Source organism: Streptomyces sp. NPDC001204 (genome assembly GCF_053598035.1).
Window position 1 is genome coordinate 82864 of sequence record NZ_JBSFJL010000029.1, and the last position, 26247, is coordinate 109110.

At 69.2% G+C, this 26247-nt stretch carries 19 protein-coding genes and 2 pseudogenes; 8 read left to right on the forward strand and 13 right to left on the reverse strand.

Going from position 1 to position 26247, the window contains the following annotated elements:
• Positions 1-266: 266 nt before the first annotated feature.
• From ACWC91_RS31255 to ACWC91_RS31285, 7 genes are all read right to left on the reverse strand, one after another.
• Complete coding sequence (locus tag ACWC91_RS31255; protein WP_450643723.1) at positions 267-1970, reverse strand: ABC-F family ATP-binding cassette domain-containing protein; 1704 nt, start codon at positions 1968-1970, stop codon at positions 267-269.
• 79 nt (positions 1971-2049) lie between these two features.
• Complete coding sequence (abc-f, locus tag ACWC91_RS31260) at positions 2050-3684, reverse strand: ribosomal protection-like ABC-F family protein (RefSeq protein ID WP_225080117.1); 1635 nt, start codon at positions 3682-3684, stop codon at positions 2050-2052.
• Between the two features lie 439 nt (positions 3685-4123).
• Entirely contained in the window at positions 4124-5101 is a 978-nt protein-coding gene (locus tag ACWC91_RS31265) for an MASE1 domain-containing protein (protein ID WP_225080118.1), read from the reverse strand.
• Between the two features lie 224 nt (positions 5102-5325).
• Positions 5326-6654, reverse strand: coding sequence for a PP2C family protein-serine/threonine phosphatase (locus tag ACWC91_RS31270; RefSeq protein WP_225080119.1), 1329 nt, complete (start codon positions 6652-6654; stop codon positions 5326-5328).
• Positions 6655-6656: 2 nt separating this feature from the next.
• Positions 6657-7001: a hypothetical protein gene (locus ACWC91_RS31275; RefSeq protein ID WP_450643724.1), complete on the reverse strand. Its 345-nt coding sequence runs from the start codon at positions 6999-7001 to the stop codon at positions 6657-6659.
• A 928-nt stretch (positions 7002-7929) separates the two neighbouring features.
• Positions 7930-8871, reverse strand: coding sequence for an amidohydrolase family protein (locus tag ACWC91_RS31280; protein WP_225080121.1), 942 nt, complete (start codon positions 8869-8871; stop codon positions 7930-7932).
• 175 nt (positions 8872-9046) lie between these two features.
• A complete protein-coding gene (locus tag ACWC91_RS31285) occupies positions 9047-10666 on the reverse strand; it encodes an FAD-dependent oxidoreductase (protein WP_225080122.1) in 1620 nt (539 codons plus the stop codon).
• A 296-nt stretch (positions 10667-10962) separates the two neighbouring features.
• Between ACWC91_RS31285 and ACWC91_RS31290 the strand changes: the two genes are divergently transcribed.
• Positions 10963-12222, forward strand: a complete 1260-nt coding sequence (locus tag ACWC91_RS31290) for a cytochrome P450 family protein (RefSeq protein ID WP_376504693.1) — start codon at positions 10963-10965, stop codon at positions 12220-12222.
• Between the two features lie 517 nt (positions 12223-12739).
• Positions 12740-15823, forward strand: coding sequence for an NPCBM/NEW2 domain-containing protein (locus tag ACWC91_RS31295; RefSeq protein ID WP_450643725.1), 3084 nt, complete (start codon positions 12740-12742; stop codon positions 15821-15823).
• 420 nt (positions 15824-16243) lie between these two features.
• Here the strand turns inward: ACWC91_RS31295 and ACWC91_RS31300 are convergent, their stop codons facing one another.
• Both ACWC91_RS31300 and ACWC91_RS31305 read right to left on the reverse strand, forming a co-directional pair.
• Positions 16244-16591, reverse strand: a complete 348-nt coding sequence (locus ACWC91_RS31300; protein WP_450643810.1) for a VOC family protein — start codon at positions 16589-16591, stop codon at positions 16244-16246.
• A 102-nt stretch (positions 16592-16693) separates the two neighbouring features.
• Complete coding sequence (locus ACWC91_RS31305) at positions 16694-17623, reverse strand: GNAT family N-acetyltransferase (RefSeq protein WP_225080125.1); 930 nt, start codon at positions 17621-17623, stop codon at positions 16694-16696.
• A 267-nt stretch (positions 17624-17890) separates the two neighbouring features.
• Here ACWC91_RS31305 and ACWC91_RS31310 point away from each other — a divergent pair.
• Both ACWC91_RS31310 and ACWC91_RS31315 read left to right on the forward strand, forming a co-directional pair.
• Positions 17891-18050 (forward strand): annotated as a pseudogene (locus tag ACWC91_RS31310) (FAD-dependent monooxygenase); the annotation flags it as partial.
• A 134-nt stretch (positions 18051-18184) separates the two neighbouring features.
• A complete protein-coding gene (locus ACWC91_RS31315) occupies positions 18185-18730 on the forward strand; it encodes an AAA family ATPase (RefSeq protein ID WP_225080150.1) in 546 nt (181 codons plus the stop codon).
• A gap of 75 nt (positions 18731-18805) precedes the next feature.
• Here the strand turns inward: ACWC91_RS31315 and ACWC91_RS31320 are convergent, their stop codons facing one another.
• Complete coding sequence (locus ACWC91_RS31320; protein ID WP_450643811.1) at positions 18806-19429, reverse strand: TetR/AcrR family transcriptional regulator; 624 nt, start codon at positions 19427-19429, stop codon at positions 18806-18808.
• A 48-nt stretch (positions 19430-19477) separates the two neighbouring features.
• Here ACWC91_RS31320 and ACWC91_RS31325 point away from each other — a divergent pair, with 48 nt between their 5' ends.
• On the forward strand, positions 19478-20029 hold the full coding sequence (locus ACWC91_RS31325) for a GNAT family N-acetyltransferase (protein WP_376499947.1): 552 nt from the start codon (positions 19478-19480) through the stop codon (positions 20027-20029).
• A 139-nt stretch (positions 20030-20168) separates the two neighbouring features.
• A pseudogene (locus ACWC91_RS31330) lies at positions 20169-20471 on the forward strand (MFS transporter); the annotation flags it as partial.
• Here the strand turns inward: ACWC91_RS31330 and ACWC91_RS31335 are convergent.
• Together ACWC91_RS31335 and ACWC91_RS31340 are read right to left on the reverse strand one after the other, a co-directional pair.
• Positions 20468-20935, reverse strand: a complete 468-nt coding sequence (locus ACWC91_RS31335; protein ID WP_225080127.1) for a nuclear transport factor 2 family protein — start codon at positions 20933-20935, stop codon at positions 20468-20470. The pseudogene ACWC91_RS31330 and the gene ACWC91_RS31335 overlap by 4 nt on opposite strands.
• 265 nt (positions 20936-21200) lie before the next feature.
• The gene (locus ACWC91_RS31340; protein WP_450643812.1) at positions 21201-22100 is read right to left on the reverse strand and encodes an MBL fold metallo-hydrolase; all 900 of its coding nucleotides are present in this window, start codon (positions 22098-22100) and stop codon (positions 21201-21203) included.
• A 386-nt stretch (positions 22101-22486) separates the two neighbouring features.
• On the opposite strand from ACWC91_RS31340, the gene ACWC91_RS31345 reads away from it, so the two are divergent.
• On the forward strand, positions 22487-23401 hold the full coding sequence (locus tag ACWC91_RS31345) for an NmrA family NAD(P)-binding protein (protein WP_225080129.1): 915 nt from the start codon (positions 22487-22489) through the stop codon (positions 23399-23401).
• Positions 23402-23470: 69 nt separating this feature from the next.
• On the opposite strand, the gene ACWC91_RS31350 is transcribed toward ACWC91_RS31345, so the two are convergent.
• On the reverse strand, positions 23471-24331 hold the full coding sequence (locus ACWC91_RS31350; RefSeq protein WP_225080130.1) for an alpha/beta fold hydrolase: 861 nt from the start codon (positions 24329-24331) through the stop codon (positions 23471-23473).
• Positions 24332-24940: 609 nt separating this feature from the next.
• On the opposite strand from ACWC91_RS31350, the gene ACWC91_RS31355 reads away from it, so the two are divergent.
• Positions 24941-25672 (forward strand): SDR family oxidoreductase, encoded by a 732-nt coding sequence (locus ACWC91_RS31355; RefSeq protein ID WP_225080131.1) that lies wholly within the window; start codon positions 24941-24943, stop codon positions 25670-25672.
• Positions 25673-26247 lie beyond the last annotated feature (575 nt).

Here is a 26247-nt window from a genome sequence, read left to right on the forward strand (position 1 = left end):
CGACACCATCCCCCGCGCTCGTCCCCTGGTCCGCCGCGAAGCGCTCGCCACCGCCGCGGCGGCCGGGGCCGCGTGCACCGTGAGCCTGTCCCGCCCGACGGCCGCCGCCTTCGGTGGCGCAACCGCGCAAGAGGACTCCGCAGACGGCGAGTTCGCGGCGCACGGCATGCACATGAGGGAATCGCTCGCAGCCAAGATCGCGAGTGCTCGTGGAGGAGATCCCCTTGTGAACAGCCCTCAGCCGACCGTGCCGTCCCTTCCTACCGTCATCCGGCCGACCCAACCCCTTGCGCGGTCTGGCGGTGTCCACTGGCGCGAAGCCTGTGCCCCGCACCTCCCGAACGCTCGAGGCCGGAGCCGAGCCGGATCTCCCCTCCCTGCCAGCGCTCCCGCAGCCAGCGGTCGTGGCTGGCCAGCACGATCGCGCCGGGCCCGGTGCCCAGCGCCGCCTCCAATTCGTCGCACAGGCGCGGCGACAAGTGGTTGGTGGGTTCGTCGAGCAGCAGCAACTGCGGCGGTCGCGCCACCAGCAGCGCCAGCGCGAGCCGCCTGCGCTGTCCGACCGAGAGCCGGCCGACCGGCTTGTCCAGGTCCGCTTCGTGCATCAGACCGAGCGAGCCCAGCGCTACTGCCTCGGCCCGCTCGGCTCCCAGCGCCAGCTCGTAGGTGTCCCGGACGGACCGGCCCGGACGGGCGAAGACGGTGTCCTGGGCGAGCAGGCCCACAGTCAGTCCGCGCCGCCGCCGTACCTCGCCCTCGGGCGCGAGCCGCCCGGCGAGCACGGCCAGCAGAGTCGACTTCCCGGCGCCGTTCCCACCGGTGACCAGCAGACGGTCGGTCGCCGAAACCTGCGCACTCACCGGTGCGAGCCGGCCCGGTACCCGTACGTCGTCCAGGGACACCAGCGGACCGTCGCCCTTCGCCCCCGGTGCCGCGAGCGCCGTGCTCCTGAAACGCAGCGGCTTCGGTGGCTCACCGACCTGGGAGCGCTCCAGCTCCTCCAGGCGGCGGACGGCGTTGCGCACCCGCCGGGAGATCTGGCTCTGGACCCGGCCCGCGCGGTGGCCGTAGCCCATCTTCTCGTTGTCGCGCGGTCCCCGGTCCGGTGCGACGCGGTGCGCGGTGACCTGAGCGGAGACCCGCAACGCGGCCAGTTCCTCCTGTTCCTCGGCCCAGCGCCGCTCCCAGCGGTCCCGCTCGGCACGCTTCTCCGCCAGGTAGGCGCTGTAGTTGCCGCCGTAGCGGACCGGGCCGTCCATCGCGGGGTCGAGGTCGATCAGGTCCGTGCACACGGCGTCCAGAAAGGCCCGGTCGTGGCTGGCCACCACGACGACCCCGGGCAGGGCGCGTACCTGGTCCTCGACGAAGGCGGCGGCACCGTCGTCGAGATGGTTGGTCGGTTCGTCCAGCAGCAGCGCGGAGGGCCGCCGGACCAGCAGCGCGGCCAGCGCGAGCCGGCCGCGCTGGCCGCCGGACAGCGACCCGAGTGTCCGGTCGTGTCCGAAGGCGCCGAGGCCGAGGCCGTCGAGCACGAGCGCGGCACGCCGGTCGGCGTTCCAGACCTCCCGTTCCTGGGCCTGTTCGAGCCGGATGCCGTACGCGTCGAGCAGGCCGGCGTACTCGGGCGCGTCCTGCGCGGTCCGCGCGACCCGCTCGCTGAGCCGTTCCAGCTCGGCGAGGTCCTTCCTGGCTTCGCGCAGGGCGTCGTCGAGTACGTCGGCGATCGTCGCGTCGGTGTCGTACGGCATCTCCTGCTGAAGAAAGCCCAGGTCGGGCGGGCGCGTGACGCTGCCGACGTCGGGCTCGTCCGTCCCGGCCAGCAGGCACAGCAGGGTCGACTTGCCGACGCCGTTCTCCCCGATCAGCCCGATGCGGTGCCCGGGCGAGGCGGTCAGGGAGACACCGTCGAACAGGCGTCGGTCGCCGAGAGTGTGGACGAGGTCGTGGGCGAGCAGAGCCGGTTGAGGCATGGGGTCCGTCCAACGTGATCGGTGCTCGGCCCGCGGGGCGGCATGCCTCGGACGCGGGCCAGGTCGACACGCCGGCGGCTCACATCTCAGGGGCCCCCGTCTCCTTCAGCTCGCCGTCGGCCAGCCGCAGCCACCGGTTCACGCCGATCTCGCACAGGAACCGCTCGTCGTGGCTGACCACCACGAAGGCCCCCTGGTAGGAGTTCAGGGCGCCCTCCAACTGGCTCGCGCTGACCAGGTCGAGGTTGTTCGTCGGCTCGTCCAGGAGCAGCAGGTGCGGAGCCGGTTCCGCGCACAGCACGCAGGCCAGGGTGGCGCGCAGGCGCTCGCCTCCGGAGAGCACCCCGACGGGCAGATGGGCGCGAGGTCCTCGGAAGAGGAAGCGGGCGAGCAGGTTCATCCGCTCGGCGTCCGGCCGCTCGGGGGCGTAGTCGGTGAAGTTCTCGGCGACCGTACGGTCGAGGTCCAGCAGGTCGAGGCGCTGCGAGAGGTAGGCGATACGGCCGTCGGCCCGCTTGATCTCGCCGCTGTGCGGTGTCAGGTCGCCGTTGAGCAGACGCAGCAGCGTGCTCTTGCCGGCGCCGTTGGGACCGGTCAGCGCGATGCGTTCCGGGCCCCGGACGGTCAGGTCGACGCCCTGGCCGGCGAACACGTCCTTCTCGCCGAGGCGGACGCGGAGTTGCCGGCCGAGGAACAGGTTGCGTCCGGCGGGCACGTTGGTGTCCGGCAGGTCGAGCGTGATGCGCTGCTCCTCGCGCAGCGCGCGCCCGGCCTCGTCCAGCCGGGCCTTCGCCTCGCTGACCCGGCCGGCGTGCATCTGGCCCGCCCGGCCCGCGGACTCCTGCGCGCCGCGCTTCATGTTGCCGGCGAAGATACGGGGCAGACCGGCGTTCTTCAGGTTGCGGGCGGCGTTGCTCTGCCGGCGTTCGGCGCGCTCGCGGGCCTGCTGCATCTCCCGCTTCTCCCGCTTCAACTCCTGCTCGGCGTTGCGGACGTTCTTCTCGGCGACTTCCCGCTCGGCCCGCACGGCCTCTTCGTACTCGGTGAAGTTGCCGCCGTAGAAGCGCAGTTCGCCGCGGTCGAGTTCGGCGACGCGTTCCATGCGGTCCAGCAGGGCGCGGTCGTGGCTGACCAGGAGCAGGCAGCCGTTGAAGTCCTCCAGCACGTCGTAGAGCTTGTGCCGGGCGTCGAGGTCGAGGTTGTTGGTGGGCTCGTCGAGCAGCAGCACGTCCGGCCGCTTCAGCAACTGGGCGGCGAGACCGAGAGAGATGACCTGGCCGCCGCTGAGGGTGCTCAGGCTGCGACCCAGGGTGAGGTCGGCCAGACCGAGGCGGTCGAGTTGAGCGCGGGTGCGTTCCTCGATGTCCCAGTCGTCGCCGATGGTGGTGAAGTGCTTTTCGTCGACGTCCCCGGACTCCACGGCGTCGATGGCCTGGATGATCGCGGCGACGTCCAGGACCTCGGCGACCGTGAGGTCGCCGGTCAGGGGGAGGCTCTGGGGGAGGTAGCCGAGGGTGCCGGCCACGGAGACCGACCCGGTGCCGGGCCGCAGTTCACCGGCGATGAGCTTGAGCAGCGTGCTCTTGCCGGCGCCGTTGGGCGCGACGAGGCCGGTGCGGCCGGAGCCGACGGTGAAGGACAGGTCCTGGAAGACGAGAGTGTCGTCGGGCCAGGTGAAGGACAGGTTCGAGCAGACGACGGAAGCGTCGGACATGGAGGTGACCTCGTGGGGAGGGGGCAGGGAAGACACTTCTGCCCCGGCAGCAGACAGAGGGAAAGAGGGGACGACAGCGAGGCCACGTCGGCGGCGCTTCCACGCACCAGTCCGGTGGCCTGTCGGGTCCGGGTATCACCCGGAGATGTCGTCGTCCACCACCATGTCTCGGCTCCTCAACAAACGATCAACGTCTCCACCAGTCTAACAACAGGTTGCGTTGGTCCGGAGACACGAAGGATCACCCGGTCCGGACCTCGGCCGGCCGCCGCGCCCAGGGCTTGGCGGGCGGCGGTTCCCGGTCCCGGATGGGCAGTCGCGGGATTCGCGGGCCACGGCACGTGGAGATCGTTGATGTCCCGCGAGCTCGTGATCGGCAATCTGTGTCCCTGAAGGCGTGGTTCGGCGGGCCCGGTCCCCTGTCGCGATTGCTGATTGATCACGACGCCCGGGTCTGTCCGCCGTTCTCTCCCCCGTCGCCCTGTGGGTTGGGAAGCACTGGCGGACCGTCGGTGTCCGGTGCGGCTCTGGCCACCATCTCGGCGAGCCGCCTGCAGGCCTCTTCGATCTTCGCCTGGGTCTGGTTCCGCTCGGTGATGGCCGCGGCGAGCAGCAGCGCGGTCAGTGCGGCGGCGCCGTTGAATGCCTGCAGTGAGATCATGTCGGTGAGCAGCGTGTGCCCGGCGAACGGGCCTGCCCTGCGCGTGACGGCGAGGATGGCGAACGTGGACACGGCCAGCGCGCAGGGTGTGGCTCCGGCGCGTTGGAAGCGGAAGGCTGCCCAGGTCAGCAGCGGGAACCCCAGGAAGAGCAGCGGCGCGGGGAAGGTTTCGAGGAGACCGACGGCGATGGTGGCCGCGACAAGCAGCGATCCCTCCGCCCATCGGGATGGCGGAGTGTCCCTGGGCCAGCGCGCCGAGCGGAGGACGAGCAGCAGCGGCGTAACCAGCAGGACGCCCATGGCGTCGCCGGTCCACCAGACCCACCACGAGAGCCAGAATCCGCCGGGGGGCAGCGCGTGGGCGAGGCTCAGGCTGCAGCTGCCCACGGTCGCGCTGATGAGCATGCCGGTGAGCGCACCGAGGAAGACCAGCGCGAGCGCGTCCTGGAGACGGTTCATCTGGGTGCGGAACCCGATGCGGCGAAGAAGTGCGTAGGAGCAGAGCGGAGCGAGTGTGTTGCCTGCCGTGATGGCGAGCACGGCGGGGGTCGTCGGCCCCAGCGGGATGTCGATCAGGAGGGCGCCGAGCGCGATCCCGGGCCAGACTCGCAGTCCGAACAGGAGCAGGCCGGCCAGGGCGATCCCGGTCGGAGGCCACAGCGGCGTGACCTGGCCGCGCATGAACTGCTGAAGGAGTCCCAGCTTGCCGGAGACGTAGTACAGCACGGCAACGGCGATGAGCTGCAGGGCCGTCATGCCGGCGCTCCGGAGCCTGTCGCTGCTCGCAGCAGTCATCGGGAAGTCTTCCCCTCGGCTCCGCTCCCCCGTCCACTGTTCGCTGACCCTCCCGGATCCACGACACCGCCGTTCATCTGTATGACCTTTCGCCGTGTGCTCTGCCGGGATTGCTTCGAGTGACCTCTCGGAGCGATTTGCGACCCGAGGGGTCTGCCTCTCAGCCGCAGGGGCTCCGTGCGGCTTCAGCGCGGGGTGCGCACGGCGAGGATGGCCATGTCGTCGTGCGCGTCGCTGGGGTGGTGGTCGGCCAGGGCCTGCACGAAGTCCTGGAGAGGCAGGGCCGCGTGTGTGGTGGCGAGTTCGGCGAGCTCGTCCAGGCTCTCGTCGAGGGGGTGGTCGGGATGCTCGATGAGGCCGTCGGTGAAGAAGACCACGGTGGTGTCCGGGGGCAGGGGGTGGGTGTGATCGGGGCGGGGCTGCCCGACGTCGACGTTCAGTGGTAGTCCGGGCTCCGCGAACAGGTACTCCGCCCGGCCGCCCGGAGCGATCAGCAAAGGGGGGATGTGGCCTGCCGAGCTCCAGTGCAATCTCCAGGCAGCTCCCGCGGGTTCGATGCGCGCCAGGCTCGTGGTGGTGACGGGGTTGTCGGTGATGGCCTCCAGGGTGCGATCGAGCTGGGCGAGGACCGCGCTGGGCGGAGTCCGCAGGGTGAACAGCAGAGCGCGCAGCATGTTGCGGGTGGAGGCCATGGCGGCAGCGGCATGCAGATCGTGACCGACCACGTCGCCGATGACGACCGCCACCGCGCCGTCCGGAAGGAGGATGGCGTCATACCAGTCCCCGCCCAGATGGTGGGGTTTGGCGGCGGGCCGGTAGATGGCGGCGGCGTCGAAGGGCCGCATGTCGGGCAGCGCCGGCAGCAGACGCCGCTGGAACTGTTCGGACCCGGTACGAACCTGTTCGAAGAGCCGGACGTTGTCAATCGCGATACCGGCGGCGCGGGCGAGAGCAACGACGATGGTCTCGTCGTGCACGTCGAAGGGCTGTCCGTCGCGCCGCTCGGAGAGGTAGAGGTCGCCGAAGATGTCGCCGCGGACGCTGACGGCGACGCCCAGGAGGGTGCGCATGGGCGGGTGGCCAGGCGGCAGGCCGACCGACGACGGATGCGAGGCGATGTCGTCCACCCGCAGGGGTTCGGGGTGGCGGATCAAGTGTCCGAGGACGCCCCGACCGCGGGGAAACCCCACCTCGGCCAAGGACGACCGTTCCTGTTCGGACAGGCCGACGACGATGAACTGCTCCAGGAACTCGCCGGACACGTCGAGAACTCCCAGTGCCCCGTAGCGGGCGTCGACCAGGTCCATGGCGGTGGTCACGATGCGTTGCAGTACCGCGGGCAGCTCCACCTCCCGGGTGATGGCCACCACCGCCTCCAACAGACCCTGAACGCGGTGCTTGGCGCCGGCCAGAGCGCGCAGTTGCTCATCGATCCTGCCCAGTTCGTCGTCCAGACGCGCCAGCAGGTCGGGGCGGGGCGGCCGCTCCGCCCCTTCTCCCTTCTTGCCCGCCATCATCACGATCGCCCGCTGGACCGGTACTCGCCCTCGGTGGACTGCAACGGCCCGCCGCACGCGCTGTACGGGGCGGTGGAAGCCACCGCCGTGGCCTTGCGCTCCTCCCGCTCGGTGAGGATCTGGAACAGCGGCTTGGAGCCCCCTGCTTCGGCGATCGCAGTGCCCACCCCGATCAGCGGGGTCTCCGTCTCCGGCAGCGGCAGCCGCCGCGGCGGCAACTGATACTCAAAGCCGGCCTCGGCGTCCTTGTCGGTGGGGGCGGCCTTAGCGGGGCTCATGCGCTCGTGCCCTTCTTCGAGGTGGTGCGGGGTGTCCGGCTTCGGCAGCCGGTCGTACGTGGTCATGTCCGCGAGCGGGCGCGGATCGGGTGGCGGTCGCCGGGCGTGCCGCGAGGTGGTCTTCGCCCCCCCCAGCCGGACTGTCGCCCATCTCCTCACAGGTGGCGTTGCACCGGCGGGCCGCGATGGCCACCAGGTCGATGCCGGCCGAGGCGAAGCCGAGAACAGCCTGCATGCCGCCGACGACCGCCGCGGCCGGCAACGGCCGGTGCGACGGCGGCACCTCGATCAGCACCCGGGTGCCCTCATGTCCGCCGGTCTTGGTCTTCGCCGCCGAACAGAACGCCTCATGAGTGGCGGTGAGGCCGCCCTCGGCCCGGGCCTGCGCCAAAGCGGCGGCCCGGCGATCGCGCCGGGCCTGACAAGGAGAATCTCCAGGATGTCGTGGCAGGTGCAGCGGGGAGTCGGCCTGAGGTGCCGGGCGGCGAACTGCCGCCCGCCCAAGACCAGCACCTCGTTCGCTCGCCGCACGGTGATCCGGCCATTGCGGTGCACCGCCGACACCGGGCCCCGCCCCCAGTCGTAAACCGGTGCCGAAACCGTGGGACCCGCCGGCCCGCCACGACGGATCCGTTCGTACAGCCACTCACGCGAGCGGTACACCCCGGCCTCCTGGCACGACCGTGATCAAACAAGACCACAGCCTGACACGGCCCAGCAGCCTGGCCGGCTCATTACTCCAAAAGCGGCATGCCGCACCCGGGACGAAGGAGGCGGCAGGTCATTGCCCTGGACCGCGTGGGGCGGACGGTCGGTATATGAGGCCCACGCCGGCCCGCGCGTCACCGACGTCTGACCCCCTGCAAGCCCTTCGGGATCCTGCGAGGGGGATCCTGCCGGAGGCGCCGGCGCATCGGCCCCGGACCGATCATGGTCCGGGGCCAGGTCGCCGGTCCTCCCCTTCTGCGCTGCTCGTGCCCCCTCCTCGCAGCCGCTATCGACGAGCGGCAAGCGACGGAAGAAGACGATGCGCGTTGTCGCGGTTGATGCCGCGGCGCTGTTGCTCGTCGAGGGCGGGGTCGTTGTCGAGCGCGGGTGCGGTGACACCCGTGACCAGATGGGCCGGGGTGGGGGGCCAGTCACTGCCGTAGAGGATCCGGGAGGGATCCACGGTGGACAGCAGACTCGGCGTGGCCGAGGGGGACATGGGGCCGGCCGTGTCGTAGTAGAAGCGGTGCAGGTAGTCACGGACCCGGGCGCGGTCCACCTTGGGCGTCAGATAGTCGCTGAACACTTCCACGCGGCCGGCGATGTAAGGCAGGAAACCGCCACCGTGCGGCAGGATGAAGCTGAGGTTCGGATAGCGGTCCAAGGTCCCGTTGATGATGAGACTGATCGCCGCGCGCGTCGTGTCCATCAGGAAGTCGCACAGGAACGGCGGCACACCCTCCAGCTCCGCACCGCCTCCGGGTACGTCCATCGGGTGCGTACTGACCACGGCCGAGCGTTCATTGAGCTCAGCCAGGATTCTGTCCTGGTCGGGGTGGCCCAGATAGACCCCCTTGGCGCTGGTCCGCACACTGACGCCGATCGCCCCGAGGTCGTCCAGTCCATGGGTGAGCGACCACATCGACAGGTCCGGGCTGTCCAGGAACAGCGGCGTGTAGAAGGCGAAGCGATCGGGATGGCTCTGGACAAGGTCGCTGGCGGCTTCCAGGGCGACGAGGGCGCTTTCCTTGCGTACCTTCGGATCCTGGAGGCGGCCCAGCATCGCGACGGTGAAAACACTGGTCCGGATGCCCGCCTCGTCCATCATCCGGAGAGCTGTGCCGAGGTCCCACCGGGTCCACGGCGGCAGCCTCCGACGCTGGACGATCTCTTGCTTTTCCGCCCAGTCGAGCCATTCCGGCGCGGTGTAGTGGTGGTGTACGTCCACACGCTCCCGGCGTGCGTCGCCCTCCCCCGCCGCCGTCGGCCCGCTGTCGGCTATACCGGCCAGTGGGGCCGTGCCCGCCGCCGTCTCTAGTGATGTCATGGACAGGCTCCCATTTCTGTGGTGACGCAGGAGAAGTCACTCTTGTGCGGCTCGGGTCGTCGAGCCGCGGTGACGGTCAGCGCCCGAGGATCTGAAGAAGGACGCCGGTCAGTTCCTTTTCCATGTCCGCCGTCTCGGCCTCGGCCCGCCAGGCCACGAAGCCGTCCGGCCGCACCAGCACCGCGCCTTCCGGTGCGACGCCATACACCGAAGACCAGTCCGCGGCGCCGCCGGTGTCCAGGTCGTACTCCACTCCGTCGCCGATGGAGTAGACGTCGAGCGGTACGTTGAGCCGCGCACTCACACCGCGGGCCGCGGTGCGCCAGCCGGGCCTCCCGCAGAGCAGGACGAAGGAGCGCTCGTACAGGTCAATGGTGGAGACCTTCGCCCCGTCGCGTGTGACCCACAGATGCGGTGCACGGCTTCCGGGCTCGCCGTTCAGGCACAGGACGTCGGGGATGACGGGGTCCTCCGCGTTCGCGCCGGCCACCGCCCGCGAGGTGTATCGGTAGCCCAGCGCCACGGTCATCAGATCAGCGGTGTCGTTCGACGCCGTCCTGGCGGAGTAGCCGGGGTGCTGTTCACGAGCGGCCTGAAGGGTCGCCCGCGCGCTGGTGGTCTGAGCCACCGGCCGGCGCTCCGCCTCATAGCTGTCCAGCAGCGTCGGGCCCGCCCAGCCGCGGAGGACCGCGGCGATCTTCCAGGCGAGATTGTGCGCGTCCTGGATACCGGTGTTGGATCCGAACGCCCCGGTCGGCGGCATCTCATGGGCGGAGTCACCGATGAGGAACACACGTCCGTCCCGATAGCTGTTCGCCACGCGGTCCGCCGCATGCCACGGCGCTCTCCCGGTGATCTCCACGTCCAGATCGCGCACCCCGGCCGCCGCCCGGATGTGGTCGGTGATCCGGGCATCGGTGAAGTGCTCCAGTGTCTGCCCGCGCTCCGGGAACCAGGGCACATGGAAAACCCACTGCTCCTCGTTGTCCACGGGCAGCAGCACGCCTTCGCCGGTGGGGTCGGTGACGTAGCAGACGACGAACTTCTGCTCCCCCGCGACCTCGCGCAGCAGCTTGCTGCGGAAGGTGACGCTGACGTTGTGGAACAGATCTCCCGATCCCGAGTGCTCGATCCCGAGCCGCTGGCGGACGGGACTGCGGGGACCGTCGGCGGCGAGCAGGTAGTCCGACCTCACCGTGTACGTCTCACCGGTGTCCCTGGTTTGCAGAACGGCCAGCACCCCGTCGTCGTCCTGGCTGAAGGACAGCAGTTCCGTACCGAAACGCACGTCCCCGCCCAGGTCGCGGGCGCCTTGCAGCAGGACCGGCTCCAGATCGTTCTGGCTGCACGCGCAGCGGATCGTCGAGCACAGGTCCGCCTCCGGCGGCCTGCCCGTGATCCGCGCCGAGAGCCAGCGCCGGTTCTCGCCGCGCAGGGTGTCGACCTGAAGGATTCCATGGTTCTTCGACAGCGTGGTCGCGGCCTTCCGGATCTGCGGCTCGAGGCCGGCGGTCCGGAACAGTTCCATCGTCCGCATGTTGTTGCCGCGGCCGCGCGGATGTGCCGACGTGGCGGCATGGCGCTCGACGACACAGTGCTCGATGCCAAGGCGCCCGAGGAACACGGATGCGGACAGGCCCACGAGTGAGCCCCCCACGACCAGGACGGGCACATACTCGTTGCCGCGATCGTTCATCGCGTTTCTCCTCTGGGATCAGCATCTCCGCAGCGCGGTGGCCGATGGGTTCCATGACTCGCTCTCAGTTCTTTTGCCATGCGCGGCGAGCCGATAAGCAGCGATCACCCGATCAGCGGCAAATCCGCCTCGCCGCAGCCTGTGGACACGAGCCCCAACGACACCGCGAGAGGGGGTAGGTGCGATCGGGCGAATTGCGTTTACGTACGGGATCCTTCAGGGGACCGGTGGATCGTAAGTCGTACATCTGCTGTCCCGTGGCCGGGGCGGAAGCTGCTTTGAGAAAGGCCGGGATGATGACTCAGCTCGACGAACGGGACACGACGGACTCGACAGCGGACGCGATCGCGGCGGCCTCGCGCGGTTCAGCGGAGTATCGCGCCAACCCCTATCCGGTGTACGCGTGCCTGCGCGAGTCGGCCCCGGTGTGCCGCCTGTCTCCCCCGCACGGGGTTGAGACGTACCTGATCACCCGGTACGACGACGCCAAGGCTGCCCTGACGGATCCGCGCATCAGCAAGGACATGTACGCGGCCATGGACGCGTACCACACCATTTTCGGCGACTCGTCCATCGCGCTCGACGACAACATGCTCTTCTCGGATCCGCCCAAGCACACCCGGCTGCGCCGCATCGTCAACCGCGCTTTCAGTCCGCGCCGAATCGATTCCTTGGGTCCTCGTATTCAGCAGATCACCGACGAACTGCTGGACGGCTGTGACACCGACGCACCCATCGACCTGCTGTCGTCCTTCGCCTTCCCGCTCCCCCTCGTCGTGATCTGCGAGCTCATCGGAATTCCCGAGGAAGAGCGCGCGGAAGCTCAGAAATGGTGCACCACCGTCGCACGCACCGGATTCAGCAGGAAGGACAAGGAAAAACTGGCAGAGGCCGAGGGAGCGCTGCGGGACTACTTCGCCGATCTCATCGTGCGCAAACGCAAGAACGCGTCCGACGACCTTCTCAGCGACCTGATCCGGACGCAGGACGAGCAAGGCGCCATGACTGACGGCGAGCTTCTGTCGACCCTGTGGGTACTGCTCTTCGCCGGCCACAAGACAACGGCGTACCTCATCGGCAACGCCGTCTTCGACCTGTTGACCCATCGCGATCAACTGCAGGAGGTCCTGGAGGATCCGGAACTCCTGCCGAACGCCATCGAGGAGGTCATCCGCTTCGAGGGATCGGTCGAGAACGCGACGTTCCGGCACGCACTGGAGGACATCGACATCAGGGGCACGCTCATCCCCAAGGGTTCCCTCGTGCAGATCGCGGTCGCCTCCGCGAACCGGGATCCGGAGAGGTTCGCCTGCCCCGACACCTTCGACGTGAAGCGGGAGGGTCTGCAGAGCGCGCACCTCGGCTTCGGCAGCGGGGCGCACTACTGCCTCGGTGCGCCGTTGGCCAGAATGGAAATGCGAACGGCGTTGACCACGCTCTTCCAGAGGTTCCCGAAGATCGAACTCGATTTTCCGGCGTCCGAGGCCGAATGGCTCAAGGTCCCGTTCCCCGCCTTCCGGGGACTGGAGAGGCTCCCTGTCGCGCTGGTTCCGTGACAGGCCATCAAATCCTCACGGCCGGGCTCGAGCAGTTCGGTGAGGTGACCAGGGTTCGGGGGATTCCGGCTCCATGAGGTGAACGCACTTCGGGCCGGCCATACGACCACACAGCGACGGGCCTTCGGCACGCACCATGCCGAAGGCCCGTCGCTTCACCATGTGCGGAGAGCCGGCGGCGTGGCGCACAGGTCGGTCGCGCGCGTCCGGTGGTGGGGCAGCCGGACAAGCAGCGCGGAGGTCGGACACCGCGTGTCGCCCTCACGGAGGCCGTCGTCGGCGTGCCGCTCGCGACGAACCGGACCGGCGCAGCGCCGCAGGCGCGCCGTCCAGCCGCCGACGCCGATCAGCCGAGCCGTCCGGCATCCACGCTCACCTCACCCGGTACGCACTCTGGTCACGGGCGTTCCCAGTGCGCTATACCTTCTCCGCGTGATTGGTTGTGCTTGATTCAGCGGCGTATCAAGCAAGTTCAAGCAACCGCCCCACGCCGATCGACGTGTGCGAAGGGATCGACATGAGCGCTCCATCCCGCAGACGCAAGGCTTTCCGTTCCAGAGGGGCGGTCCTGGCCGCCACGGCTCTGTTCGCCGTCCTGGCGGCCGAGATCGGACCGGCCCCACCGGCCGGAGCGGCGACGGCCACCGCGTCCGGGACCCCGACCGTCATCGGGGCGGTCACCGGGTTCTCCCGGTCCGGCGCCGCCTACACCTTCACGGCGGGCACGGCGAAGGCCCGGGTCAGTTTCGTCTCGGCCGACACCTTCCGCATCGAGGTGGCTCCGGACGGCACGTTCACCGACCCCGTCGGCGGCGACATCGTGCTGCCGCAGGGCGCTCCACCGGCCACCCGCTGGACCGACCGCGGTGACCACTACGAACTGTCCACGGACAAGGTGACCCTGCGGGTGTACAAGTCGCCACTGCGGTTCGCCCTGTACCGCGCCGACGGGACCCGCCTGTGGGAGGAGACCCGCGGCATCAGCTGGGACGGCACCGCCACCACCCAGACGCTCACGCGCGGCGCCGACGAGCAGTTCTACGGCACGGGCGAGCAGAACGGCAGCGGCAACACCTCGCACCGCGGCAAGACGCTCAAGGTGGGCGTCGACTACAACTGGAACGAGGGCGGACACCCCAACTCGGTTCCGTTCTACCTCTCCTCGGCGGGCTACGGCGTCTACCGCAACACCTACGCGCCCGGCACCTACGCCTTCGCCGACCCGGTCACCACCACCGAGCAGGAGAACCGGTTCGACGCCTACTACTTCGCCGGCGGTTCCACCAAGGACGTCATCGGCCAGTACACCAAGCTCACCGGGCGCCCCATGCTTCCCCCGATCTACGGCCTGGAGGTCGGCGACTCCGACTGCTATCTGCACAACGCCAACCGCGGCGAGCGGCGCACCCTGGACGCCCTCAAGGTCGCCGACGACTACGTCAAGAACGACATGCCGCTGGGCTGGATGCTCGTCAACGACGGATACGGCTGCGGCTACGAGGACCTCGCCGAGACCGCCAAGGGCCTCAACGACCGCAAGATGCAGATGGGCTTGTGGACCCAGGACGGGCTGGACAAACTGGCCGACCAGGTCAAGGCGGGCCAGCGGGTGGCCAAGCTGGACGTTGCCTGGGTGGGCTCCGGCTACAAGTTCGCCCTGGACGGGTGCAAGGACGCCTACCGCGGCATCGAGGACAACAGCGACGCGCGCGGCTTCACCTGGGCCCCGGAGAGCTGGGCCGGCGCCCAGCGCTGCGGTGTGCAGTGGAGCGGTGACCAGTCCGGCAGCTGGGACTACATCCGCTGGCAGATACCCACCTACGCCGGCGCCACCATGTCGGGACTCGCGTACACCAGCGGCGACGTCGACGGCATCTTCGGTGGCAGCGCCAAGACCTACACCCGCGACCTGCAGTGGAAGTCGTTCCTGCCGGCCGTGATGACGATGGACGGCTGGGCCGCCAAGGACAAGCAGCCCTACCAGTACGGGGAGCCGTACACCAGCATCAACCGCAAGTACCTCAAGCTGAAGGAATCCCTGCTGCCGTACATGTACACCTACGCGGCGCAGGCCAACCGCACCGGTGTGGGCGCCGTACGGCCGCTGACGCTGGAGTACCCCGACGACCCGAAGGCGGCGAGCGACGCCGCCAAGTACGAGTTCCTCACCGGTGAGGACTTCCTGGTCGCGCCCGTCTACAGCGACACCACCGTCCGCGACGGAATCTACCTGCCCAAGGGCGACTGGATCGACTACTGGTCCGGGCGCACCTACCACGGTCCGACCACCGTCGACGGCTACCAGGCGCCCCTGGACACCCTGCCGCTGTTCGTCAAGGCGGGAGCGTCGATCCCCATGTGGCCCGGCATCAACTCCTACCAGGACCGCACGGCGGACTCCCCACTCGCCTGGGACGTCTACCCGCAGGGCCGCACCTCCTTCACGCTGTACGAGGACGACGGTGTCACCCGGCAGCACCGGCAGGGCAAGTACGCCGAGCAGCGGGTGACGGTGACAGCCCCGGACAGCGGAGCGGGAGCGGTGCGCATCGCGGTCGGCGCCGACGCCGGTGACTTCGCCGGCAAGCAGAAGAGCCGCCCGTACCGGTTCACGGTGCACACCGGCTCCGCCCCGCACCACGTGGGCCTGGACGGCGGTGCGCTGCCCCAATTCACCTCCAAGGCCGCCTTCGACGCCGCCGACCGGGGCTGGTGGTACGACGCCTCCGACCGGGGCGGTGTCGTCCAGATCAAGACCCGTAGCATCAGCACCGACCGGGCCTTCCAGGTCGACGTGGACGGCGCGAGCGCGGTGGGCGGCAAGGTCCCGGGGGCGACGGGCACGGTCTCGGTCGCGCCGCCCGCCGAGACCGGCGCCGGCGTGTCCGAGAAGGTCACGGTCGGGTTCACCGCGGGTAACACGGGCGCCGGGGCCACCGAGTTGTCCGTGAGCGCACCCGACGGCTGGACCGTCTCGCCGGCCCGGACCGTCGGCCGTCTGGAGCCGGGGAAACGGGCGAGCGCGGAGTTCACCGTGACCGCGCCGGCCGACACCGGTGTCGGCGAGGCCGTGCTCAGCGGCACCGCCCGCTACCGGGCGGCGGGGCAGGACACCGTCACCACGCAACGGACGGCGGTGCGCACCATGCCGGCCCCGCCCAAGGGTGACGCGTGGGCCAGTGACCTGCCCTGGCTGAACGCCACCAACGGCTGGGGACCGCCCGAACGCGACCGCAGCAACGGGGAGTCGGCGGCCGACGACGGCCATACGCTCACCCTGAACGGCACGACCTACGCCAAGGGCATCGGCGCACACGCCGACTCCGACATCGAGTTCTGGCTCGGCGGCCAGTGCTCCTCGTTCACCGCCACCGTCGGCATCGACGACGAGATCAACGGCTACGGAGGCGTGTCCTTCTCCGTCGTCGCGGACGGTAAGACGCTGTGGTCCTCCCCCACCGTCAGCGGCAAGTCCGACCCCGTGCCGGTGAACGTACCCCTGGACGGCGCCCGTCACGTCCATCTCGTCATCACCGACACCGACGGCACGAAGTCCGGCGACCACGGCGACTGGGCGGACGCGAAGTTCCACTGCGCCTGACACCGTCGCGGCGGCACCACGACCAGTCCGACCCCCGACGCTGCCCGGCCCTCCGGCGCTCTCGGCTGAGCCGGGGCGCTGTGTGACGTGACGTCGGCCGTCAAGACCGAGTTGTGGTCTTGACGGCCGACGTTGTCGTAAGGGGTGGGACGAACTCAGGGCGTACTGCGGCGGTCTGGCGACGAAGGCACGCCGCAGCGGATGCGATTCGGAGCTCTCGGTGCTCCAGCAGGACTGCGGCTCTGCCCTCGGGTACGAGGGCCGCCGCCCTCTGGGGCGCCTGGGTCGCCGGCCTGAACCACTCGACCGTCTCCTGCGGCCGCTTCATGGCGGAAGAGACCCCCGACGTGAAGCGAAGTCGCCGCGCGACCTGCTGGCGCCCTGAGCCCTCGACCTGCCCGGGAGCGCGGTGGCCCGGCGTCAGCGGTGACTCAGAACATTGACCACGCGGCCGTTGGGGTCGCGGACGAAGAATCGCCGTACGCCCCACTCCTCGTCCTGCAGGGGGTGAACGATCTCCGCGCCGCTGTCCCGCATGATCGTGTAAGCCGCCTCCACGTCGTCGACTTCGACGCTCATATCGGGGGTGACCGGGGCGGTTCTGTCGCCGGCCATAAAGCTGACCTGGGCTGCCGGACTCGACGGCGAGGCAAGCGTCATGATCCAGCCGAGATTCATGACCTCTTCAAAGCCCAGCAGTCCATAGAACTCCCGGCTCTCCTTCGCAGCCTCTGACTGGATGATGGGCATGACACGGCGAACGGCCATCGACGACTCCCGAGGAGAACACACACGGATCCAGGACCGTCCAGAGGTACTACGGCAGGCCCGTCACCGCACGCACTTCCGCAAGACGACCTACGAAAGGCCCTAGCCCCCGGTCTTGATGAGTGGCACATCTCGTGTGAACTCCCGGAACCCGACGCTGTAGTACAGCCCGCGCGCTTGGGGATGCCCCGGCGCCCCCAGACAGGCCACCGTCATGTGATGGGCCCCGGCCTCCCGTGCCAGATGCATACCGTGCAGCAGCATCGCCCTGCCCAGTCCGAGCCGCCGGTAGTCCGGATGCGTTCCGACCGGCTCGAACTCGGCGGTCCTGTTCGCCTCGTCGAGCCACATGATCGTCGATGCGGCCATCGTTCCGTCCGGCGCCTCCACCAGGACGTGCAGATCGCCGCGATACGGCGGTGTCCGCCGGACGCCCTCGTAGCCCTCGACTGTATAGGGTGACGGAGCCCAGGCGTCGACATGGGCCTGGACCGCGGCCTGTGGCCCGGCCTCGTCGGCGGTGCGGAATCGGAATCCGTCCGGCAGCACCGGCTGTTCCACGTCGTCGAGGTCCCGCTCATTGAGTTGAGTCCAGGAGCCGGTGTCGCCGAGCGAGGCCGGATCGGTCTCATAGCCGTGCGCCGCCCATCGCTTCAGGGCGAACTCATCGGCGGCCTGTGGCATCACCGTACGCTCGATGCCGACCGTCACGCCGTCGTACCAGTCGATCACCTCGTCCACCAACTCGCGGTGGTCGGGATGAACCTGATATCCCAGATAGGCGTTGGTGACGTCCTTCACCGACCCGTCGCTCCGCCTCACCCGGTGCGGCAGACAGGCCCAGCCCCACGCGACCAATTCGTCACCGGAGAACCACAGTCGACGCAGCCAGCTCTCACCGTCGGACGCGTGCCCCTTGCCCCAGTTCCAGGCCAGCTCTCCCAGCGTCGCGTCGCTGTTCACCAGATCGGGACGGACGGCCGTGACCCGTTGCGCCAGGCCCTGCATGAGCTGCACGTCCGCCGCGGTCATGAGACCGGAGTCATCCATGGTGCGCCACTGTGGCAGGGCACCGCGAAGCCGTCGAACTATTTTCCCGGGGACGAGGATCGCAGCAGACTGCGGCATCAGGCCCGAAGGTCCAACGGTCGGGGCTCTATCAGTGGGGTCGTCGGCGGACCTGCCCGCGGCTCCGGTGCGCCGGATGCGGGCCTCCGCCAAGGCGGCCGGTCACGGGGACGGGGAGGTCGCGCGCATGGTCGGTGCGGGGGCGACGGAGGCCGGGCGGGTGGTGCCCGAGGGCGGGCTGCACCAGCCCTGGCCGCGTACGAGGAAGCTACTCTTCCCGCGCAGCGAAGCATCCGCCGCCGAGTCCGCCGCCGGCCTGGAGACCATGTTCGGCGATCGGGGCCTGGAGCGAATGATCGAGTTCTTCGCCTCCCACCAGGAAGCGGAGTGACTCCTCGATCAGATTCCCTCGTGAGGTGAAGCCGTCACCGTCACTCCCCGTGGTGCCTGGCACTGGTGTCGACCGTTGGTCGTCCAGACATAGCGTGTGAACCAAGTGACGGTGGTCCAGGACGGGAGACACGCGTGATCATCTGGGTGAACGGCGCCTTCGGGAGCGGGAAGACCACTCTGGTCGACGAGTTGCACCGGCGCTGGCCTGCTGCTTTGGTGTACGACCCCGAGCAGATCGGCTACGTATTGCGTGGCATCGTCGATGTGCCGACCGGGAACTTTCAGGACTTGCGCCTGTGGCGGCGGCAGGTGGTCAGCATGGCCGTGGGACTGCTGGAGGAGTACGAACGTCCGATCCTGGCCCCGATGACGCTGGCCGACCCGCAGTACGTCGCTGAGATCTTCGGTGCGCTGGAGGAAGCGGGGGTGGCCATCCACCACTTCTTCCTCAAGGTCCCGGCCGAGGTTCTGGCGCGACGGATCGATGTCCGGAGTGTGGTCCCGCACGATCCCGAACGTGACGAGGCCGTCCGTCAGTGGTGCAAGGCTCGGATCGCGCGGTGCGTGGCCGCAGCGGATACCTTGCCGGCGGACACGATCTTCTTGGACGGCGAGCGCCCCTGCCGGGAACTGGCGGACGAGGTCTTGACTCGTGTCGGTGTGAGCGTGAACTCGTAGGAGCGGTCACCGCTTCAACGGGAGTGCTCCCCCGCGTCAGCAGTCCCACTCGACCGCACGGGTTGGTCCGTGGCATCAGGTCGGGGCTGCATGACCGTCGTCACCGGTCGGGGGCGGGGAGGCCAGCGTCGCCAGGTAGTCGTCAAGGAGCTCGATCTGGCGGTGTGGTGGGAACGCCTCGGGGTCGAAGAGGGCCTGTACCACCAGACCGAGCACGTGGGACTGGGCTCCGGCCGCGATGCGGGCCGGGTCTCCGGGGGGCAGTTCGCCCAACTGTTGGGCTGCGGTGACCAGGTCGCGCAGCTTGGCGCGGCTTCGCGCGTACTTGCGGGCGTAGTCGACGCTCAGCTCGGGGTCGCCGAGCGCGGCGTCCCAGGAGGACACCCAGATCCGGTTGCTGACGGTGGCCTCGCCTGTCAGCGGCAGGATGTCCAGCAGAGCGGCCCTCAGGGCGGACATCCCCTCTCCCGCGGTACGCCGAAGACGGGAGTCGCTGCGTACTTCGAGCAGGTCGAGGGCGTATGCGACCAGGTCGCGCTTGGTGGGGAAGTAGTGGGTGAGCAGGCCGGTGGTCGCGTCGAGTTCGGCGGCGACGGCGCGCATGGTCAGTCCGCCGAAACCGTGCGCGGCCAGCACCCGCCAGACCGCTTCGGAGACGTCGCGGCGGCGGGCTTCGTGGTCCCCCTTGGTGCGTGGCATGCTGCTACCGTACATAGCCATAACGCTTGTTGTGTGAATGGGGTCACCATGTTCTCCCTCCCGCTGCGGGACAACGCCCACCTGCGTCCGCTCGAGATATGGCACGCCGAGGAGTTCGCCGCCCACATGGACCGGGCCCGCGAGCACATCCGGCCGTGGGTCGGGCCGGCGTTCGTCACCGACGATCTCGACGGCGCTCGGGCCACGTTGCGCCGGTACGCCGAGCGCCAGGCCGCGGACGGCGCCCGCCTCTACGGGCTCTGGCTCGACGGCGTGCTGGTCGGCGGCGTGATGTTCGTGGCCTTCGACGCCACCTCGGGTTCGTGCGAGATCGGTTGCTGGCTGGAGCCGGCCGCCGAAGGCCACGGCCTGGTCACGGAGGCGTGCCGCACCTTGCTGGAGTGGGCGTTCACCACCCGCCGGATACACCGGGCCGAGTGGCACTGCCGAGCCGACAACGAGCGCAGCTCCGCCGTGGCCAAGCGGCTCGGTATGACATATGAGGGCGTGCGGCGGGAGTACTGGCCCTACGGCGGCACCCGTCACGACAAAGAGCTCTGGGCGATCCTCGCCCCCGAATGGCACGCGCATCGCCAGTGAACGCGAAGCCGGCGCGCACACAACCGCGGTGGCCACTGGTCACCGCCGTGGACGCCGTGCTCGTGTGCGGCCTCGCCGACCCCCCGGATGAAGTTCGAGACAGAGGTGTACGCGCGGCGGCTCCCCCCTCAACACCGGCGGCTACTACCTGCTCCTCAGCTCCATTCCGACCTACCTCATCGAAGAGACCGGCATGAGCGAGGCCGACTCCAACCTGGTGGTCACCATCGCGCTCACCTGCTGCATCGCCCTCATCCCCGGCACCGCGGCGCTGCCGGACCGGTTCGGCCGCAGAAGGATGCTCCTCGCGGCATCCTTCCTCCTGACCGTGCTCAGCTATCCGCTGATGATGGTGATGTCGCTTGGCGGAATCGCCGTCTCAACAGTGGTGCTCGTCGTCTTCCTCGCCACCGCGCAGAACCAACTCCAGACCGAGAACTAGAAACCCAGGTCACTCAGCCCCGGGTGGTCGTCGGGGCGACGGCCAAGGGGCCAGTGGTACTTGCGTTCCTCTTCCTTGATCGGGAGGTCGTTGATACATGCCAGGCGGACCCGCATCAGGCCCTGCTCGTCGAATTCCCAGTTCTCGTTCCCGTACGAGCGGAACCAGTTGCCCGAGTCGTCGTGGCACTCGTAGGCGAATCGTACGGCGATGCGGTTCCCCTCGAAGGCCCACAACTCCTTGATGAGCCGGTACTCCAGCTCCCTGGTCCACTTCCTGGTGAGGAAGGCGACGATCTCCTCGCGCCCGTTGACGAATTCAGCACGGTTACGCCAGCGACTGTCGACCGTGTAGGCGAGGGCCACACGCTCAGGGTCCCGGGTGTTCCACGCGTCCTCGGCGAGGCGGACCTTCTCGATCGCACTCTCCCGGGTGAACGGGGGAACAGGGGGCTTCGGGGCCATCAATTCTCCCAGAGCGTCACGGTTTTGAAGATCCGGAGCCCGCCTCCGGCTGTGCACCGGGCAGGCAGGCCATGCAGTCGGGGGCAAGCAGGCGTTCGGCGATTCATTCCATACCGATCACCCGCGTGATCGCAACAGCGGCCCTGAGGCGACCGGGTTACGTATGCAGCTCATCGAGCGGGGGTGTCGCCCGTCCGGTCACAGCAGTGATGGGCCAAGGCCGCATGGGGAGGGCCAAGCGTCACGAGAGTGCGGCGTAACGCCCTCACCGCCATGCCGCCCACTCCTTCACCGCGAAACGGTCGCCGACGCGTCGCACTTCGGCTGCGCCCGGCCCGGGGAAATGCGCGGGGAACAGCAGGGCGCCCCGGTCCGCGGCCTCCCCCAGCACCCGGCGTCGGCTGATCCGTGCGCGGGCTTCGTCCTCGTCGAAGCTGGGGCAGTCGTCCGGCTCCGCGATCTGCAATGGGCTGTGCAACAGGTCCCCGGAGAACACCGCTCGTTCACCGCCCGACCGCAGCCATACGACGGAGGAGCCAGGCGTATGGCCGGGTGCGGGCTCGATACGGAGCTGGGTGTCGATGTCGTAGTGGTCGCCCTCCCACAGCACGGTCTGTCCGGCCTGGTGCACGGGGGCGACGCTGTCCTCGAAGACGTTGGCCATCTGGACGCCGGAGCGGGTGCGGTGTCCGTTGGCCGGGTTCCAGTAGTCGAAGTCGGCGCGCGAGATGACGTACCGGGCGTTGGGGAAGGACGGCCCCCACTCTCCATCGTCGGTCAGGCAGGTGTTCCAGCCGACGTGGTCGCTGTGGACATGGGTGCAGATCACCGTGTCCACGTCCTGCGGGCGGACACCCGCCGCGGCCAGCTCACCGAGGTAGTTCGTGTGCAGATGGTGGAAGGACGGCATGGCCGGGCGCTCCCGGTCGTTGCCGACACCGGTGTCGATCAGGATCGTCCGGCCCTCGCTGCGGATCAGCCAGGTCTGGATCACCATGTGGACCTCGTCGGCGGCCGGGTCCAGGAAGGTGGGGGCGAGCCACTTCTCGTGCGCCCGCCAGTGCTCCACGGGCACGTCGGGGAAGACGTAGTCGCGGGCGCGGCCTTTGGCGGGCAGCTCCACGACACGGGTGATCTCCACGTGTCCGAGCGTGATGGTGTCCATGCCCTCAGCCTGCGTGCCGGATGACGCGGGCGCCATCGGTCCCGTGAACCGTGCCTCGGAGGCCCCCAGTCAAAGCCTCGGTCACTCAGTCGGGCTCACGAGTACTCACGGGATGTCCGGCTGCGGACGGTGATCCGTGGCGTGCCTCCAGGACGGTTCGGGAGGTGGAAGACGGTGTACGGGCGGCGGAGCCGGGCGGCGCCGGACGGCACATGAGAGAGGGGCCCGCGGTACGTCCAGGCAGACGTCGACGCTCAGGGCATGGTCGACTGGAGCATGGCGCTCAAAGGCCCGCGGTGGCTGCGTGAGCGATCCACTGGACAGCCTTGGGGGGGACGTCCCGAGCGGATCGGGTGCTCCGGTCCGGAAGGCAGGAGGCGATTGCCGTGCACGTCCAACCCATTCTCGTCACTGGCGTTGGTGGCGGCGTCGGCGGAGTCGGGCGAACGGTCCTCGACCGGTTGCATGCGAAAGGCGTGCCGGTCCGGGCTCTCGTGCACCACGAAGACGAACGGACCTCGGACCTGCGGGCCATGGCCGGCGTGGACGTGGTGGTCGGCGACCTCACCCGTGGCGCCGACGTGGTGGAGGCGCTGGCGGGCTGCCGCCGGGCTTATTTCGGGATGAGCGTGTCGGCCTCCTACCTGGAGGCCGCGACGACGGTCGCCGCGGCCGCTCGGGAGGACGACAGCCTGGATCTGCTGGTGAGCATCTCGCAGATGACGGTCTCGCAGATGAGCCTCACCAGCGATACCGAGTCCCACCAGCAGCGACTGCACTGGCTGGGCGAGCACGTCCTCAACTGGTCGGGCGTGCCGGTCGTCCATGTCCGGCCCACGGTGTTCATGGAGAATCCGCTCTTCGCCCGGGTCGCCGTCGCCTCGATCCTGCGGGACGGCACGATCCGCCTCCCGTTCGGCTCCGCCCGGACCTCCCCGATCGCCGCAGCCGATGTGGCGGAGGTCATCGCACGCCTGTTGCTCGACCCGGCTCCGTCATCCGGGCGGGTCTACGAGCTGACCGGGGCGCGCTCCCGTGACATGGCCGCGATCGCGGCCGAGTTCTCCACTGCCCTTGGCCGTACCGTGACCTATGTCAACGTGCCGTACGAGGAGTGGCTGGAACACGACCTCAAGAAGCTGGACCTGCCACCCCACGTCTTCGAGCACATCGCCACGATGGCGCGGCTGCACGCCGAGGGACGGTACGACCGGGCCACGAACGACGTCACCGAGCTCCTCGGACGCCCCCCGCTGGGGTTCGACAGCCTCATCAGGAACATCCCCGCGTTGCAGTCGTAGCCGGATTCACCCTGGAAGGGCTGGTCAGGCCGCTCGTACTGCGGTCCCCGCTGCACGCGGTTCCGCGTTCTAGGAGGCCGTCGGCGATGTGCGGGCGGAGTCAGCGGCCGCGGCGGCTTGGAGGACGAGGTCGGTGACCGCGTCGGGATGGGAGATCATGGCCACGTGGGAGGAGTCGATCTCCACCGTGTGAGAACCGGCGCGCCTCGCCTCGAAGCGTTCCAGATCCGGGTTGATGCTCTTGTCCTGCTTCGCGACGAGGGCCCAGGACGGAATGGACCGCCAGGCCGCCACCTTGGCCTTCTCGGAGAACGCGGTTGTCGCGACGGGCCGTTGGGTGGCTGCCATCAACTTCGTCGTGCTCTCCGGCAGGTCGGCGGCGAAGACCTCGTGGAGCTTGTCCGGCCGGATGTACAGGTCTGTCCCGCTGGCGCCGTCGGCCCGGTAGGGGACTGATGTGGTGGCGGTGGCGAGTGGAGAGGCGAATCGGGCGGACAGCGCATCGCCGCTCTCGCCCTTGTCGGGCATCAGCGCCGACACGTACACCAGGGACTTGACCCGTGGGTTGCCGGCTGCCGCCGAGCTGATGACGGCGCCGCCGTACGAGTGCCCCACCAGCACGATGGGGCCCTTGATGCTGTCCAGCACCGAGGCGATGTAGGTGGAGTCGTTGGACAGACTCCGCAGCGGGTTGGCGGGCGCCACGACCGTATAGCCGCGACGTTCGAGTCGCGCGATGACACCGTTCCAACTGGAGGCGTCCGCGAACGCCCCGTGCACCAGGACCACGGTGGGTCTGCCGCCGCTCGCGTCGCCGTCGGCGGCGGCCGGGGCTGTCGCCGACGCGCACAGAGCCACCGTGCACCCGGCGACAATGAAGGGCGTCCGACTTGTGCGACGTATGAGACCGAGCGCCACAGATGCCATCATGCAGGCGTTCCTTTCCGTGAGGCCCCCACCGCCCGAGCATTACTCCATCCGCGGTGCGAGGCCCGACGACAAGGGCCGACAGGGTGAGGCGAGCAGGGCATTCGAGTGAGAGAACGCGCCGCGGGTTTGCGAGAAGTCTCCGGGCTTCGGTAGCGCACCTTCTTGCCGGTCGCCGGTTGCCCGTCAGCGGCCCCAGGTGTGTCCCGGTGATGGTGTAGGCGAAGGCCAACTCATGCTGGGACATGGGCACTTCTCGGGCGCGTGTGCCGGACGCGGCGCCACGCACGGTCGGCACGCTCGGCCCGACCGCGTGATGGCGCCGCTGAGCCGCGCTCGGATGCGCCATGTCGGCCGGTCAGCCGGCCATTGCCTACATACAGCCGTTCAGCCGTTCAGCCATTCAGCCGATGCTCCTGACCGGTGAGCTGCCGCCGTGGCCCCGTCTTTCGCCGCCCCACATGGTGCGGGCGGCATGCGCGGCGCTCGGCGCCGTAGCAACCTGGAGGCATGGCCGTGATCCGCCCACGATCACGCGCCCATGGTTGGCGGCGTGAGTCGGGTCACTGTGCTGGGTGACGACCCGCGCTGGTGCGCGACGAAAGGTGACCCATGAAGTGCGCAGTGATCGGCGGTACCGGCCTGATCGGGTCGCAGGTCGTGAAGAAGCTCAAGGCGGCGGGACATGAAGCCGTGCCGCTCTCGCTGTCCACGGGCGTGGACGTGATCAGCGGCCAAGGCCTGGAGGAGGCGGTGGCCGGCGCCGACGTCGTCATCAACCTCACGAACTCCCCCACCTTCGACGAGGCTTCCCTGCCGTTCTTCCAGACCTCCATGGACAACATCCTGGCCGCCAGTCACAAGGGCGGGGTCGGGCACATCGTCATTCTCTCCATCGTCGGCACCGACCAGGTGCCCGACCTCGTCTACTACCAGGCCAAGACCCTGCAGGAGAACATCCTCAAGGCCGGCCCGATCCCCTACTCGATCGTCCGCGCCACCCAGTTCATGGAGTTCATCGACGCCATCCTGTCCTCGACCACCGAGGGCGACACCGTCCGCCTGCCCAGCACCCCGATCCAGCCGATCGCCGCCCAGGACGTCTCGGACGCCGTCGCCGAGGTGGCCACCGGCTCCCCTTTGAACAGCACTCGCAACATCGCCGGGCCCGACGTCTTCTCCCTCGACGAACTCGGCCGGGTCACTCTGAACGCCCGCCCCGACGGCCGCACAGTCGTCACCGATGACACCGCGGGCATGTTCGCCGCCGTCCACGGTGACGCCATCACCGCCAAGGGCGACGCCCGTATCGCCCCCACCCACTACAGCGACTGGCTCGTCTGAACCACCCAGCCCACCCTGTCGGCGTAACGGTGGGTAGGCGCCAGGCACGCTGCATAAGAAGGTCTGTCCGGCGTTGCAGCCGGTGAACGTCTTGCGGAGCCGCAGGTGCTCCCTGGACTGCGCGGTGAGCACCTCGCCGCCGCCGTAGATCGTCGGCGTCATGTCCCGCTCGTCAGTGATCATCCCGTGGCCCCCTTTGTCGCCACGCGCAACGGCCGCCGAGGCGGGGGCGGGTCGGTGCGCAGCAGCAGGGCGGGGGCGATCGGGTAGAGCAGGCGGGGGCCGAGCTCCGTCACGTGGCGTGGTCGCGGTCACGGACGCGTCCGCGCAGTCCGGCGGATCGGACAACCCCTTAGCCTCCGCCGGCTTGGCTGCCGCCCTGCGCGCTCTTCACAGACTTCCAGCGCCCAGGCACGTGACCGTCAGCGACGTTGACCAGATGCAGCAACGCTCGGCCCGGCTGCGACGCCTCGACGACATCCTCGGCGGCGGCGACACCTACCGGGCCTACCTGGGCGAGTACCAGTCCACGAAAGCCCTGCTGCGCGATGCCACGTTCAACCCGGAAGCCGGGG